Origin of the sequence: Brachybacterium sp. p3-SID1565 (genome assembly GCF_025143785.1) — a bacterium.
In the GTDB taxonomy this organism is placed as follows: Bacteria; Actinomycetota; Actinomycetes; order Actinomycetales; family Dermabacteraceae; genus Brachybacterium; species Brachybacterium epidermidis.
Map to the genome: position 1 here is coordinate 1 of NZ_JAMBDS010000069.1, position 14,266 is coordinate 14,266.

Annotated in this window: 12 protein-coding genes; 8 read left to right on the forward strand and 4 right to left on the reverse strand. The window is 71.9% G+C overall.

Translation table 11 applies throughout. From position 1 onward, the window contains the following. A partial coding sequence (locus M4D54_RS13880; RefSeq protein WP_396121500.1) for a sugar transferase occupies positions 1 to 114 on the forward strand: 114 nt, incomplete at its 5' end. Between the two features lie 2 nt (positions 115 to 116). Here the strand turns inward: M4D54_RS13880 and M4D54_RS12785 are convergent. Beyond that, positions 117 to 335, reverse strand: a complete 219-nt coding sequence (locus M4D54_RS12785) for a hypothetical protein (RefSeq protein ID WP_193866329.1) — start codon at positions 333 to 335, stop codon at positions 117 to 119. A gap of 128 nt (positions 336 to 463) precedes the next feature. Between M4D54_RS12785 and M4D54_RS12790 the strand changes: the two genes are divergently transcribed. Genes M4D54_RS12790 through M4D54_RS12800 form a run of 3 tightly spaced genes read left to right on the forward strand, consistent with a single transcriptional unit; the run spans position 464 to position 4,460 of the window. Next, positions 464 to 2,593: a type IIA DNA topoisomerase subunit B gene (locus tag M4D54_RS12790; RefSeq protein ID WP_193866328.1), complete on the forward strand. Its 2,130-nt coding sequence runs from the start codon at positions 464 to 466 to the stop codon at positions 2,591 to 2,593. Continuing rightward, entirely contained in the window at positions 2,590 to 3,375 is a 786-nt protein-coding gene (hisF, locus tag M4D54_RS12795; RefSeq protein WP_193866327.1) for an imidazole glycerol phosphate synthase subunit HisF, read from the forward strand. The genes M4D54_RS12790 and hisF overlap by 4 nt, the downstream gene beginning before the upstream one ends. Continuing rightward, a complete protein-coding gene (locus M4D54_RS12800) occupies positions 3,372 to 4,460 on the forward strand; it encodes a metallophosphoesterase (RefSeq protein ID WP_193866326.1) in 1,089 nt (362 codons plus the stop codon). Before hisF ends, M4D54_RS12800 begins: the two co-directional genes overlap by 4 nt. Here the strand turns inward: M4D54_RS12800 and M4D54_RS12805 are convergent. Both M4D54_RS12805 and M4D54_RS12810 read right to left on the reverse strand, forming a co-directional pair. Beyond that, positions 4,442 to 5,320, reverse strand: a complete 879-nt coding sequence (locus M4D54_RS12805; RefSeq protein ID WP_193866325.1) for a D-hexose-6-phosphate mutarotase — start codon at positions 5,318 to 5,320, stop codon at positions 4,442 to 4,444. The two genes, M4D54_RS12800 and M4D54_RS12805, sit on opposite strands and share 19 nt — an antisense overlap. Positions 5,321 to 5,327: 7 nt before the next feature. Next, the gene (locus M4D54_RS12810) at positions 5,328 to 7,784 is read right to left on the reverse strand and encodes a DNA topoisomerase (ATP-hydrolyzing) subunit A (protein WP_193866324.1); all 2,457 of its coding nucleotides are present in this window, start codon (positions 7,782 to 7,784) and stop codon (positions 5,328 to 5,330) included. Positions 7,785 to 7,876: 92 nt separating this feature from the next. Here M4D54_RS12810 and M4D54_RS12815 point away from each other — a divergent pair, with 92 nt between their 5' ends. From M4D54_RS12815 to M4D54_RS12825, 3 genes are all read left to right on the forward strand, one after another. After that, positions 7,877 to 10,615, forward strand: coding sequence for a GNAT family N-acetyltransferase (locus M4D54_RS12815; protein WP_259891925.1), 2,739 nt, complete (start codon positions 7,877 to 7,879; stop codon positions 10,613 to 10,615). Continuing rightward, a complete protein-coding gene (locus M4D54_RS12820) occupies positions 10,593 to 11,177 on the forward strand; it encodes a DUF5998 family protein (RefSeq protein ID WP_193866323.1) in 585 nt (194 codons plus the stop codon). The genes M4D54_RS12815 and M4D54_RS12820 overlap by 23 nt, the downstream gene beginning before the upstream one ends. A gap of 104 nt (positions 11,178 to 11,281) precedes the next feature. Beyond that, positions 11,282 to 12,331, forward strand: a complete 1,050-nt coding sequence (locus M4D54_RS12825; protein WP_259891926.1) for an alkaline phosphatase family protein — start codon at positions 11,282 to 11,284, stop codon at positions 12,329 to 12,331. A 46-nt stretch (positions 12,332 to 12,377) separates the two neighbouring features. Here the strand turns inward: M4D54_RS12825 and sepH are convergent, their stop codons facing one another. After that, positions 12,378 to 13,715, reverse strand: coding sequence for a septation protein SepH (sepH, locus tag M4D54_RS12830; protein ID WP_259891927.1), 1,338 nt, complete (start codon positions 13,713 to 13,715; stop codon positions 12,378 to 12,380). A gap of 237 nt (positions 13,716 to 13,952) precedes the next feature. On the opposite strand from sepH, the gene M4D54_RS12835 reads away from it, so the two are divergent. Next, positions 13,953 to 14,252, forward strand: a complete 300-nt coding sequence (locus M4D54_RS12835; protein ID WP_017823650.1) for a DUF4193 domain-containing protein — start codon at positions 13,953 to 13,955, stop codon at positions 14,250 to 14,252. The last annotated feature ends 14 nt before the right edge of the window (positions 14,253 to 14,266 follow it).

Consider the following 14,266-nt stretch of genomic DNA (forward strand, 5'->3'; position numbering starts at 1 on the left):
CCGCAGCTGTGGAACGTGCTACGGGGCGACATGAGCCTCGTCGGCCCCCCCCCCCCCCCCCCCCCGGGGGGGGGGGGGGGGGCCCCCCCCACGTCCAGGGGCGCGGACCCGTGAGGTCAGTCCTCGGGGATCTGCGGCTTGATGTGGAGTCGTTCGGTCTCGTCGATCACCTCGGAGGCGAGGGGACGCAGCGCATCGGAGTGGGCGCGCGCATGATGGGCGCAGAACATCAGCTCACCGCCGGCCTGCAGGACCACCTTCACGTAGGCCTGGGCACCACAGCGGTCGCACCGATCGTGCGCGGTGAGCCGGGGGGCTTCGAGAGTCAGGTTCATGGTTCTTTTGTAGCACCTGGCGGGTGCGAAACCGAGGTGCGTCCACCTCGGTTCGCTGGCGGCGCAACCTGCTGTGAGGGGCGCCGCAATACCGGGTGCGCGGCTGCCGGGCCCGTAAGATCCACAGGGTGTCCAGTTCCAGCAGCACCCCACGTCCCAGCGCGAAGACCGAGTACGACGCCCGCCACCTGCAGGTCCTCGAGGGGCTCGAGGCCGTCCGCAAGCGCCCCGGGATGTACATCGGGTCCACGGACTCCCGCGGTCTCATGCACTGCTTGTGGGAGATCCTCGACAACGCGGTCGACGAGGCACTGGGCGGGCACGGCGAGTCGATCAGCGTGATCCTGCATCCCGATGCCTCGGTGGAGGTGCGCGACACCGGGCGCGGCGTCCCCGTGGACACCGAACCCCGCACCGGCCTGACCGGCGTCGAGGTCGTCTACACCAAGCTGCACGCGGGCGGGAAGTTCGGCGGCGGTTCCTACGCCGCCGCCGGTGGTCTGCACGGCGTCGGCGCCAGCGTGGTCAACGCCCTCTCGGGCCGGCTCGACGTCGAGGTGGACCGCGCCGGCACCACCTATGCCATGAGCTTCCAGCGAGGCCGGGCGGGCGTGTTCGCCGATGACGGCGAGCCCAGCCCCGATGCGCCCTTCACCCCGGCCGACGGCCCGGCGGAGCTGCGGAAGATCGGCAAGGTCAAGCGCGGCGTCTCCGGCACCCGCGTGCGGTACTGGGCCGATCCGCAGATCTTCGTCAAGGGCTCCCACTTCTCCCTGGACGACCTCACCCGCCGCGCCCGGCAAACGGCTTTCCTGGTGCCCGGGCTGGAGCTGTCGGTCACCGACCACCGGCCCGAGGCCTCGCCCGATCAGCCCGCCACCCGCCGCTTCCACTACGAGGGCGGGATCTCCGAGTTCGTCGAGTACCTCGCGCAGGACGAGAGGATCACCGACGTGATCCGCCTCCAGGGCACCGGCGAGTACACCGAGACCATCCCGGTGCTCGACGCGAACGGGCACATGGTCTCCACCGATGTGGACCGCAGCTGCGAGGTGGACATCGCCCTGCGCTGGGGCTCCGACTACGAGACCACCCTGCGCTCCTTCGTCAACATCGTGGCCACCCCCAAGGGCGGCACCCATGTGGCCGGCTTCGAGCAGGCCATGGTCAAGACCCTGCGCAAGCAGGTGGAGAACCAGGCCCGCCGCCTCAAGTTCAACGCCAAGCACGAGAAGATCGAGAAGGACGACACGCTCGCCGGTCTGACCGCCGTGATCAGCGTGCGCATCGACGAGCCCCAGTTCGAGGGCCAGACCAAGGAGGTGCTGGGCACCCCTGCCATCCGCGCGATCGTGAGCAGGGTGGTCGAGGAGCAGCTCACCGCGTTCCTCACCTCCGGCAAGAAGGGCGAGAAGGAGCAGGCCGCCCTGGTGCTCGACAAGGTGGTCTCCGAGATGCGCGCCCGCATCGCCGCGCGCATGCACAAGGAGGTCTCGCGCCGCAAGAACGCGCTGGAGTCCTCCACCATGCCCACCAAGCTCGCCGACTGCCGCACCACCGACGTGGACCGCTCCGAACTGTTCATCGTCGAGGGCGACAGCGCCCTGGGCACCGCCAAGAACGCCCGTTCCTCCGAGTTCCAGGCGCTGCTGCCGATCCGCGGCAAGATCCTCAACGTCCAGAAGGCGTCCATCACGGACATGCTCAAGAACGCCGAGTGCGCAGCGATCATCCAGGTGATCGGTGCCGGCTCCGGGCGCACCTTCGACCTCGAGGCCGCCCGCTACGGCAAGATCATCATGATGACCGACGCAGACGTCGACGGCGCCCACATCCGCACCCTGCTGCTGACCCTGTTCCACCGCTACATGCGGCCCCTGGTCGAGGCGGGTCGCGTCTACGCAGCGGTGCCCCCGCTGCACCGGGTGGAGATCATCCACGGGGGAGCGAAGAAGAACGAGTACGTGTACACGTACTCCGAGGCGGAGCTGCTCAAGCTGGTGAAGTCCCTCGAGCGCCGCAACAAGCGCTACAAGGAGCCGATCCAGCGGTACAAGGGGCTGGGGGAGATGGATGCCGACCAGCTGGCCGACACCACCATGGACCCCGCCCACCGCACCCTGCGCCGCGTGCGCATCGAGGACGCCGAGGCCGCCAGCGCCATGTTCGAGCTGCTGATGGGCTCCGAGGTCGCCCCGCGCAAGCAGTTCATCATCGAGGGCGCTGAGGAGCTGGACCGCGAGAGGATCGACGCATGAGCCTGGCAGTCCGTGTCATCCCGTGTCTGGACGTCGACGCCGGGCGCGTGGTCAAGGGCGTCAACTTCCAGGACCTGCGCGATGCCGGTGACCCCGTGGAGCTCGCCGCCCGCTACGGCGCCGACGGCGCCGACGAGCTCACCTTCCTGGACGTGACCGCCTCCTCCGGGGGCCGCGCCACCATGATCGACGTGGTCCGGGCCGCCGCCGAGCAGATCTTCATCCCGCTCACCGTGGGCGGTGGGGTGCGCACCCCCGAGGACGTCGATCAGCTGCTGCGCGCGGGCGCGGACAAGTGCGGCGTCAACACCGCCGCCATCGCCCGCCCCGAGGTGATCACCGAAATCGCCAGCCGCTTCGGCAACCAGGTGCTGGTGCTGTCGATCGACGCGCGCCGCGTCACCGACGACACCCCCCAGGGCACCGCTCGCACCGGCTCCGGCTTCGAGGTCACCACCCACGGTGGCCGCCGCGGCACCGGCATCGACGCCGTAGAGTGGATCCGCGAGGTCACTGATCGCGGAGCAGGCGAGATCCTGCTGAACTCCATGGACGCTGACGGCACCAAGGACGGCTTCGACCTCGAGCTGATCGGTCTGGCCCGCCAGGCCACCACCCTCCCGCTGATCGCCTCCGGTGGCGCCGGGGCCCCCGAGCACTTCGCACCCGCGGTGCGGGCCGGGGCCGACGCGGTGCTCGCCGCGAGCGTGTTCCACTTCGGCCAGATGAGCATCGCCGAGGTGAAGCAGGCCCTCGCCGCTGAGGGCATCACCGTCCGGTGAGCGCCCCGCTGTCGGTCAGCACCGATCGCACCGTCGGCGGTGACCGGCGCTCCCGTGCCGCCCGTCGCTTGGCCGTCTCCGCCCTGGCGCTGCTGCTCGCGATCGCGCTGCTGGCCGCCTGGCTGCTGTGGGACAACCGCCGGCTGGACGTGACCACCTACCGGGTCCCGCTCCTCGGCACCGCGGCCTCCTCGGCGGGTTCAGGCATCGGCCCGGCCGGCCCCGTGCGGATCGCCCAGATCTCCGACCTCCACGCCGCCGACTTCGGAACCTTCACCGATCGTCTGCTCGCGGCCATCCGCGAGGCCCAGCCGGACCTGATCGCCCTGACCGGGGACATGATCGACGTCCGCACCCGCGACCTCACCGGGGTGCTGGACCTCGCCTCCGAGCTCAGCTCTCTCGCCCCCACGTACTTCGTGCTGGGCAACCACGAGGCGGACTCCCCGCTGCGCGAGGAGTTCCTGGCCGGGCTCGAGCAGGCCGGCATCACCGTGCTGCGCAACGAGGCAGAGGTGGTCACCCTGGGCGGCACCGAGCTGATCATCGCGGGCATCGACGACCCGCGCGTGGATCGCGCCGACGGACGCACCGCCTCCTCCGCACGGTCCGACGCGGCCCTCGCCCTGCACGGCCTGGGAGCGGAGGCCGATGAGCTGCCCATCATCCTGCTGGCTCACCGCCCGGAGCTGCTGGAGGACTACGCCCGCACCGAGGCCGACGTGGTGCTGTCCGGCCACGCCCACGGCGGCCAGGTGCGCCTGCCCGTCATCGGTGCGCTGTTCGCCCCGCACCAGGGCTGGCTGCCCGAGCTCACCAACGGGGTCCACACCCGCGAGGGCACCACCATCGTGATCAGCCGGGGGCTGGGCAACTCGATCGCCGGGGTGCGGGTGAACAACCCGCGGGAGCTCGTGGTGCTGGATCTGGAGCGCGGTCTGGTCGGAGACAGCCTGGGCCCGCCTGCCGGGGACGCTCACCCACGGGCAGTTCCTGACAGCCGTGCGGGAGCCGGGGACTCTCCAGGAGCTCGCCTCCCTCGTCCGGGGCCTGATCAGTGCCGGTCTCAGCGCTCCACGCGGTAGGTGACCCCCAGGGTGAGCGCCCCGCCGGGCGGCAGCACCTGCGCGGCGTCCTTCGCCACTGCCGGCTCCACGCACACGAAGTCGGTCCAGGCGTCGTTGGGCATGTCGGCCATCTCCGCCGCCGACTGCGACCACGGGTTCCACACCACGGTCTTCGCGGTGCCGCGGGGGGAGGAGACGATCCGGCGGGCCCCGGCCACGTCCTCGATCACGACCTCCGCGTTGACGCCGTACACGCGGTCGGTCGCGCCGCTCAGCCTCAGCACGGGCTCCTCCTGCCGGAACTGCTCCAGGTCCCGTGTGTTGTCGAAGTAGTCCCCGCCCTGCAGGCCCCGGATCTCGATCTCGCGCACGTCACCCACGGCGAGGTACGTGTGCAGGGCTGCCTCGGCCTCGATCTCCTCGCTGCCCGCGGTGAGGGTCAGATCCACCGACAGGTCCGCGCCGATGCGGAACACGGCGTCCGCCCGGATCCCGGTGCCGTCGGGATCGGCTCCCTTCAGCGCCAGCTCGAGCACCACGTCGTCCCCGTCGAAGGAGGCGGCGGTGAGCTCCCAGGGATGGTTGCGGATCCACCCGTGCTTGACCGGCCTCTCACTGTCGCGACCGGGTCCGAACCAGGGGACGACCAGGGGGATGCCCCCTCGGATCGCGGCGCCGTCCCCGTACTCCGAGAGCTCGCTGAGCCACAGCACGTCCTGTTCACCGGCCGGGGCCCAGCTGGTCAGGTGCGCGCCGTCCAGGTGCAGCACGGCGCGGGCGGCCGGGGTGTCCACCACCAGCGCCTCGGTGCCGTGCACGCGCTCCTGGCTCACGCCGGGCGGCAGGGGGACAGGCGCGGGCTCGGTCGCAGGAGTCATGGTGTGATCATCCCACCGCGGCGATCGGCACGGCCACCGGCGTGCCGGAGCCGTCGCGGCGGCCCGTCGGCTCGGGCAGCTCGATCGGCTGCCCCGCCTCGGAGCTCGCCCGAGCGGGATGCGGCACCACCCAGGCGCCGATCAGCACGTCCTCGCCGCGCAGGAAACGGTGACAGCGCACACCGCCTGTGGCCCTGCCCTTGGCGGGGTACTCGGTGAAGGCGGCGACCTTGAGGGAGCCCGTCTGCAGCACCGGCAGGGTCCCGGAGGAGCCGGCCACGGTCACCACGTCCGCCGGAGCGGTCACGTCGACCACGCCGAAGGAGACCACGTGGGCTCCCGCGGCCAGCTTGATCCCGGCCACGCCCCCGGCCGCCCGCCCCTGGGGTCGCACACCGGAGGAGGGGAAATGCAGCAGCTGCGCGTCGGAGGTGACGAACACCAGGTCCAGGTCCGCATCGTCCTCCAGGTCCACGGCGCCCACCACCCGGTCGCCGTCCTTCAGCGCGACGATCTCGAAGCCGTCGGCGCGGGGGAAGTCCAGCTGCACCCTCTTGACGACGCCGTGGCGGGTGCCGAGCGCGATCGCGCCGCCGCGGGCCACGTCCCCCTCCGCGAGGCGGATCAGCGCCAGCGGCCTCTCCTCCTTCTCCAGGTCGATCAGGTCCACCAGGCGGGTGCCCCCGGCCAGCGACGGCGCACCGGCGGTGGGCGCGAGGGACGGCAGGTCCACCACGTTCACCCGCAGCACGCGCCCCAGGTCCGTGACCACACCGACCTCGGAACGGGTGGTGGTGGCGACGTCGGAGACCACCACGTCGTGGGAGCCGCGCGGCCCCTCCCGCAGCAGCGGTCCCTCGCCTGCCACCCGCGCGATCAGACCGGTGCCCGTCAGCAGCACCCCGCAGGGCTCGTCGGCCACCTCGAGGGAGCCGCCGGCGGTGGCCACGGGCTGCTCCGCGGCTTCCAGCAGCACCGTGCGGCGAGGCGTGCCGTGCTCGGCGGCCACCGCGGCCAGCTCGTCGGAGACCAGGCGCCGCAGCACCTCGTCGGAGCCCAGGATCTCCTGGAGCCTCTCGATCTCGGCGCGCAGCTCGTCGCGCTCGCCCTCCAGCTCGATCTGGGAGAACTTCGTCAGGCGCCGCAGGCGCAGCTCGAGGATGTACTCGGCCTGCACCTGGGTCAGGTCGAACACCCCCATCAGCCGGGTGCGGGCGGTCTCGGCGTCATCGCTGGAGCGGACGATCTGGATCACCTCGTCGATGTCCACGATCGCCAGCAGCAGGCCCTCCACCAGGTGCAGCCGGTCCAGGCGCTTGCGCAGGCGATGCTCCGTGCGGCGCCGCACCACCTTCAACCGGTGGTCCACGAACACCTCGAGCAGCTGCTTGAGGCCCAGGGTGCGTGGCTGGCCCTCCACCAGCGCCACGTTGTTGATGCCGAAGGACTCCTCCAGCGGGGTGTGGCGGTACAGCTGCTGCAGCACCGCCTCCGGGTCGAACCCGGACTTCACGGTGAGCACCAGGCGCAGGCCGTGGTGGCGATCGGTGAGGTCCTGGTAGTCGGTGATGCCCTGGACCTTCTTGGCCTGCACCGCATCGCGCAGCTTCTCGGCCACTTTCTCCGGGCCCACCTGGTACGGCAGCTCCGTGACCACGATGCCCTTGCGGCGGCTGGTGACGTTCTCGATCCGCGTGGTGGCACGCATCCGGAAGGAGCCGCGGCCGGTGCGGTACGCATCCCGCACGCCCTCCAGGCCGATGATCCGACCTCCGCTGGGCAGGTCCGGTCCGGGGACGAAGCGCATCAGCTCCTCGAGCTCGGCATCCGGGTGGTCGATCAGGTGGCGCGCGGCAGCGATGGTCTCCACCAGGTTGTGGGGGGGCATGTTCGTGGCCATGCCCACCGCGATGCCCGCCGCCCCGTTGACCAGGAGGTTCGGGTACTGCGCGGGGAGCACCTCGGGCTGGGTGAGCTGGTTGTCGTAGTTCGGCACCAGATCCACGACGTCCTCGTCCAGCGAGTCCGTCATCAGCAGTGCTGCCTTGGCCAGGCGCGCCTCGGTGTAGCGGGGCGCTGCCGGCCCGTTGTCCAGGGAGCCGAAGTTCCCGTGGCCGTCGATCAGCGGCAGGCGCATCGAGAACGGCTGCGCCATGCGCACCAGCGCATCGTAGATCGCGGTGTCGCCATGGGGATGGAGCTTGCCCATCACCTCGCCCACCACGCGCTGGCTCTTGACGTGGCCCCGGTCGGGCCTCAGCCCCATCTCGGCCATCATGTAGAGGATGCGACGCTGCACGGGCTTGAGACCGTCTCGGGCATCGGGCAGCGCACGGGAGTAGATGACGGAGTAGGCGTACTCCAGGAAGGACGTCTCCATCTCGCTGGTGACGTCGATGTCGAGGATCGTCTCCGCGACCTTCTCGTCACCGGCCGGGGGCTGCGTGCTGCGGGATCGGGCCATGGGGGACATCATGGCAGGTGGAGGGCCCGGATCCCGGCAGGCCGGAGTGTGGATCGCGTCAATCCGGGGCATGCCCCGATAGGATCCGGGACATGGCAGCCCGGCGCGAAGGTCCCCGCCCCCGACGACGCCGCCCCTCCTCGCAGGAGCCCGCCCGCGCGCCCTACCCGGCGCACTGGGAGGCCGACATCGCCCTGCGGGACGGATCCGCGGCCCACCTGCGCCCGATCCTGCCCAGCGACGCGGAGGCCCTCCAGCGCTTCCACGAGCGGCAGTCCGAGCAGTCCCGCTACCTGCGGTTCTTCGCTCCGATGCCACGACTGTCCACGAAGGACTTGGAGCGCTTCACCGTGGTGGACCACCGCGATCGGGTCGCCTTCGTGGTGCTGGTGGGCACGGAGATCATCGCCGTGGGCCGCTACGACCGCATCGGGCCGGACGAGGCCGAGGTGGCGTTCAACGTCTCCGACTCCCGCCAGGGGACCGGCCTGGGCTCGGTGCTTCTCGAGCACCTGGCCGCCGCCGCGCGCGAGCGCGGGATCGGCACCTTCACCGCCGAGGTGCTGCCGCAGAACACCAAGATGTTCCACGTCTTCTCCGAAGCCGGTTTCGATGTGAGCCGTGCCTACGACGATGGCGTGGTGCAGGTCTCCTTCCGCATCGACCCCACCGCCCGTTCCCTGGCGGTGATGGCCGAGCGCGAGCACCGCGCCGAGTCCCAGGCGATGGAACGGCTCCTGCACCCCTCATCGGTCCTGCTGGTGGGGGTCTCCACCCGCGCTGACTCTCCCGGTGGCCGCTTCCTGACGGCCCTGGAGGCCTCCGGGTTCGACGGTGGCATCCACGTGGTCGCCAGGGATGCCTTCGAGATCCGCGGGCACCCTGCCCACGCCCGGATCGCCGATGTGCCCGGCCCTGTGGACCTCGCGGTGATCGCGCTGCGGCCCGAGGCCTGCCTCGATGCGATCGAGGAGTGCGCCGCCATCGGGGTGCGCTCAGTGGTGATCCCCACCGAGGGGTTCAGCGACACCACCGACGGGCGCCGCCTGCAGCGGGAGCTGGTGGCCCGCGCGCGCAGGCACGGCATGCGCCTGCTGGGCCCGGGCTCCTTCGGGTTCCTGCGCACCGGGAAGGATCCCCTGTCCGTCTCGCTGTCCCCGGCGCTGCCTGCCGCGGGCCGGGTGGCGCTGGCCGGGCAGTCCAGCGCCCTGACCGCGATGCTGCTGGCCGGTGTGGATGCGCGCGGCGTGGGGCTGCACGAGTTCGTGGGCGTCGGCAACCGGGCCGACGTCTCCCTCAACGACTGCCTCCAGCACTGGGAGGACGACGACCGCATCGATGTGATCGGCCTGGCCCTGGAGTCGATGGGCAATCCCCGCAAGTTCAGCCGCATCGCCCGGCGCCTGACCCGCCGCACCCCTCTGATCGTGCTGCGCCCACCGTCCCCGGGCTCCGTGCTGCCTCCCGGGCACGACGTGCGCCGCTCCACCCTCCCGCGTCGGGCCCTGGACCAGGTGCTGGAGGCCGCCGGCGTGGTGCAGACGGGCTCCGTCGAGCACCTGATGGACGTGGTGGACGCCCTGGGGCGGCAGGGCCTTCCCCACGGCACCCGCGTGGGCCTGCTCTCGAACACCCCGGCCCTCGGCGCGGCCCTCAGGGGAGCCGCCGACGAGTCCGGCATGCACGTGGTCGCGGACAACCGCAGTGTGCCGCTGGCCGCCGATCAGCGGCTGGTCCAGCGCGCCTTCACCTCCATGGCCGCGCTCGGCCATGTCGACGTGGTGATCGCGGGCGTCCTCGATCCGCTCACCGGGGACTCCGTCGAGGTGATCCGCCAGATGTCGCTGGTGGCCCGGCACAGCGAGGTGGTGCTGCTGGTGTGCCTGATCACCAGTCAGGACCGCTTCGAGAAGGTGCGCCGTGCCGTCCGTGCCGATGCCTCGCTGCCTCCGGTCCATGCCACCCCGTCCCATGCCGTGCGCGCCGCCACCGGCATGCTGGCGGCGCTGCGCCGCCCGGCCGTGGGCGAGGCTGATCCGGCCGTGCGCGATGACGTGGACCGGGCTGGTGCCCGAGCCCTGGTCGAGCGCCTGGTGCCGCAGCGCGGAGCAGGTCCCGTGCCCCTCGATGCCGAGGACGTCTCCTCCCTGCTGGCCGCCTACGGGATCCCCGTGCTGCGGTCGATCAGGGTGGCGGATGCCCAGGAGGCGGTGTCCGCTGCGGAGGAGCTCGGGTACCCGGTCGCCCTCAAGAGCACGGACCCCGTGCTGCGCCACCGGGCCGATCTGGGCGGGGTGCGGCTGGGTCTCGCCGATGACGCACAGCTGCGCCGCGCCCACGAGGAGATGCGCCGCGAGCTCTCCTTCTCCAGCGCCCCGCTCGAGGTCCAGTCCATGGCGGCCGCCGGCGTGCCGGTGGTGGTGCGCAGCACGGAGGATCCCTCCCTGGGGCCCGTGGTCTCCCTGTCCCTGGCCGGTGATGCCACCGACCTGCTGGACGACATCGCCTACGCGATCCCGCCGCTCTCGGAGCAGGCCGCCTCCGCCCTGGTGGACGCCCCGGCGACGGCGGTCAAGCTGCGCGGGGTCCGCGGGCTGCCGCCGGCCGATCGCGCCGCCCTGGCCGACATCGTGGTGCGGGTGGGGCTGCTGGCCGAGGACCTGCCCGAGGTGGCGCAGCTGGAGCTGTACCCCGTGGTGGTGGCCCACAGCGGCGCCGCCGTGGTGGGGGCGCGGGTCGATCTCGCACGGGCGCCCAACCGCACCGACGGCGCACGCCGCGTGCTCGGCACCGTGGGAGACTGGATGGATGACGACAGCACTTCCCGCTGAGCTCCTCGCCGATCTCGAGACGGCGGGGTACTTCCCCCAGACGGCGGCAGCGAGCATGGAGGCCTCCCTGCGGGGGGCACGGCCGCTGGGCTACCTGGTGCGGCCCGAGACCACCTTCGACGGCCCCGAGGTGCGCCGTCACCTCACCGTCCTGGTGCTGACCGCCACCCACCTGCTGGTCACCCACCTCGATGACGATCCTGCCGATGCCCTGAACCCCAGCCAGGTAGTGGCCACCACCGAGCGCGTGCGCCTGCAGCGGGTGAGTGGCACGGGCCTTTCCCAGGTGTTCGACACCGATGGGCAGCGCGTCCCGCAGCAGGAGGCCGAGGTGACCATCGGGATCACCTGGAACGGCACCCGCCGCATGGACCTGGAGCGGGCGGTGTGCGATGACCCCTCCTGCGAGGTCGACCACGGCTACACCGGGACCCTCGCGCCCGCCGATCTCGCCCTGCGCGTGAGCGCCTTGGCCGACGGCCCGCGCGCCGTCGCCGATGCGCTGCGCTTCCACGGCCTGCTGGTCGACGCGATCGACGCGCTCGACGACGCCCGGGGCTGAGAGCGCTGAGCGCTGCCACCGGTCAGGACCCACAGGACACGGGTCTCGCACCCGGGCTGCTGGACGCCCCGTTCGCGGGCGGCCTGCATCCAGGGCTGCTGGACGTGCTGGCGCCCCTGGCCACCGCCCCGGAGCCAGGCCGCGACCTGGTGGTGCTGGTGGACGGGCTGGGAGCCGATCTGCTCGTGCAGCACCGGGCCCTCACCCCGACCCTGCGGCGCCTGGAGGGGCAGACCACGCGTGTGCGCACCGTGTTCCCCTCCACCACCGCCACCGCCATGGTGTCCCTCCACACCGGCCTGCCGCCCCTGGTGCACGGGGTGCTGGGGCTGACCACCCGCGACCCGGCCACGCGACAGGCCGTCCACGAACTCACGGGTGCCGCGGGCGTGGACCCGAGGGCGTGGATGCCGGAGCCCACCCTCCTGCAGCGCAGCGGGCGGCGAGCCGTGCAGGTGGGTCCGCGCCGCCACGCAGGCAGCCACCTCAGCGGGATGGCCTACCGCGGGTGGGAGTTCCAGGGCCACGGGCGCGAGGACCGCCTCGAGGTGACCCTGCGTGCGGTGCGCCGCGCCGGGCCTGACGGGCTGGTCCACCTCCACGTCGACGACGTGGACCACGCCGGGCATCACCACGGGATCGACTCCGTGCAGTGGAGGGACGCGCTGATGGAGGTGGACGCCCTGCTGGGTGCGCTGCTGCGCAGGCTCCCGGGAGGCACCCGGGTCCACGTCACGGCCGATCACGGCATGGTGGACACCTCGCCCGAGCGCACGATCGAGCTGGGAGACCACCCCCACCTGGAGGGACTCATCGCGGGCGTGGCGGGGGAGCCGCGGGCCCTGGCCCTGTTCGCGGAGCCCCGCGCGGGAGCCATGGAGGAGCTCGCCGCCGGGCTGCAGGACCTGCTGGGGGAACGGGCCGTGGTGATGGTGCGCGATCAGCTGCTGGCCTCGGCCCTGCTCGGACCTGTCGGCACCCCCATCAGCGACAGGGTCACGGGGCGCGTGCCCGACGTGATGGTGCTGGCGCGGCAGAACTGGACCGTGGACCTGCTGTCCCACCGCCCCGCCGGGACGAAGCCCCTGATCGGTGTGCACGGCTCGCTCACCGCCGCGGAGTCCTGGATCCCCCTGGTGCGAGCCGTCAGCTGAGCGCGGCGACGGCCCAGCGGCCTGGACCGCCCGGTAGGGAGGGCCGTCAGTCGTGCTTGGAGCCGAAGACGATCTCGTCCCAGCTCGGCATCGAGGCGCGCTTGTTGCGAGACTTCCCCGACTTCTTCGAGGCGGGCCTGCGCGACTGCTCCCCCTCGGACTCCTGCGCGCGCTCCTGCTCGAAGCCGGGCAGGGGAGTCAGGTCCACCGTGTCCTGGTAGTCGGGCTGAGCACCTCGGGAATCCTCCGCCGGGTCGCCCTCGGCTCCGTCGCCCTCGCCGTCGGTCGGCGATCCGCTCCCGGACAGGTCGTCGTCATCAGCGGGGTCCCTGTCCTCCTCCCGGGTGGCAGCAGGATCCTCGGAGGCGGCCAGATCAGTGCTCTGATCATGCTCGGCCCGCTCCCGACTGTGCTCGCTCCAGGCCTCCTGGTCCGGATCCTCGCCCCCGGCAAAGCCCCCCTGTGCGGCCGGGCCGGGTCGCGCGACGTCGCGGTCGACCTCGCCGTCCGCGCCGGCGCCGTCGATCGCCTGGTCCTGGTCGACCTCGGGATCATCGAGGCTGGACCACACACCGATGCTCTCCGGATCCTCCTCGTCCTGACCGGCGCCGCCCTGCGAGGCATCCCGCTGGGGAAGGGGGCGCAGGCCCCGGCGCGCGTTGAGGGCATCGAGCTCGGACTCGTCGATCGCTGCGGGGTGGTCGCTGGAGACCGGGGTGCGGCGGCGCGGACGGCCCGCGCCCTCGTCGAAGGAGCCGTCGGCCTCCAGGTCGTACACCGAGCTCTTGACCGCCACCAGGCGCGCCCGGCCGCGGGAGGGCTCCGGGTCAGCGTCCTCGTCGCTGATCCAGCGGGCCTCGTCGTCCTTGGCGGTGACCGTTCGGTTGTCCATGTCCACCACCCAGTGCGCCTGGCGGGTGCGCCCGGCGGCGGAGAAGGTCAGCTCCAGCGCCCAGGTTCCGTCGCTGCGCCGCCATGCATCCCAGGCCGTGTCGGGGGAGGCCTGGCGCGCGGCGAGGCGCTCGGCCACGATCTCCTCGAGTGCCGGCCCGCCCCGGCCCACGTGGAAGCTGCGGGCGCGCTGCGCGGTCCACGCGCGCTCGGCGAGCACCGGGCCCTCGTAGCGGCGCACATGGTCCACCGGGATCTGCGACATCTCCGCGATGTCCTCCGCGCTACGACCGGATCGCAGCATGGCCTGGATGTCCTTGGGGCGCAGTGCGCCGGCCTCGGCCGCCCGGATCATGCCCAGTGCGGGGCGGTCGCGGCGCACGGCCGCACGGAGCGCCTCGTCGATGCGCAGCGTGTAGCGCTCACCGTCGGAGTCGGTGAGGATCAGGTGCTCCCCGTCGTCGTGGATCCCGTCGAGCTCGAGCTCTCGCATCGTCGTCCTCTCCGTCGGAGACCTGTCGGTCGGGCCATGTCGCTGCTGCGGTGTACGGGCACGACCCTATCCCGCCGCGCCTGCAGTCCCTGCGTCCGTTCCCAGGGGGCGTGTTGTCGGCCGCAGAATGCTCTGCAATAATGCCGCCGCATTCGACGTTGCCACGCGGAGCTGCACTCCTCGTGCAGGACCGGCTCAGGGTCGGCAATACCTCTGACAACCAGGAACGGACCGTAGATGGCCACAGATTACGACGCCCCGCGCAAGACCGACGACGAATCCGGTGAGGACTCGATCGAGGAGCTGAAGGGCAGGCGCAGTGAAGCCGCCGCCCCCACGGTGGACGAGGACGAGGCCGAGGCGGCCGACTCGTACGAGCTGCCCGGCGCGGACCTCTCCGGTGAGGAGCTCTCGGTGCGGGTGCTGCCCCGCCAGGCCGACGAGTTCACCTGTGCCAGCTGCTTCCTCGTGAAGCACCGCAGCCAGATCGACCACGTGGAGGGCACCCTCATCTACTGCAAGGAGTGCTCCGCCTGATCAAGGCGCGACCT

What these genes read in the sequence shown, in the direction of transcription:
- M4D54_RS12820 (WP_193866323.1), top strand. Translation starts at nt 10,593, where the DNA reads ATGACGACAGCACTTCCCGCTGAGCTCCTCGCCGATCTCGAGACGGCG.
- hisF (WP_193866327.1), top strand. Translation starts at nt 2,590, where the DNA reads ATGAGCCTGGCAGTCCGTGTCATCCCGTGTCTGGACGTCGACGCCGGG.
- M4D54_RS12785 (WP_193866329.1), bottom strand. Translation starts at nt 335, where the DNA reads ATGAACCTGACTCTCGAAGCCCCCCGGCTCACCGCGCACGATCGGTGC.
- sepH (WP_259891927.1), bottom strand. Translation starts at nt 13,715, where the DNA reads ATGCGAGAGCTCGAGCTCGACGGGATCCACGACGACGGGGAGCACCTG.
- M4D54_RS12835 (WP_017823650.1), top strand. Translation starts at nt 13,953, where the DNA reads ATGGCCACAGATTACGACGCCCCGCGCAAGACCGACGACGAATCCGGT.
- M4D54_RS12810 (WP_193866324.1), bottom strand. Translation starts at nt 7,784, where the DNA reads ATGGCCCGATCCCGCAGCACGCAGCCCCCGGCCGGTGACGAGAAGGTC.
- M4D54_RS12805 (WP_193866325.1), bottom strand. Translation starts at nt 5,320, where the DNA reads ATGACTCCTGCGACCGAGCCCGCGCCTGTCCCCCTGCCGCCCGGCGTG.
- M4D54_RS12815 (WP_259891925.1), top strand. Translation starts at nt 7,877, where the DNA reads ATGGCAGCCCGGCGCGAAGGTCCCCGCCCCCGACGACGCCGCCCCTCC.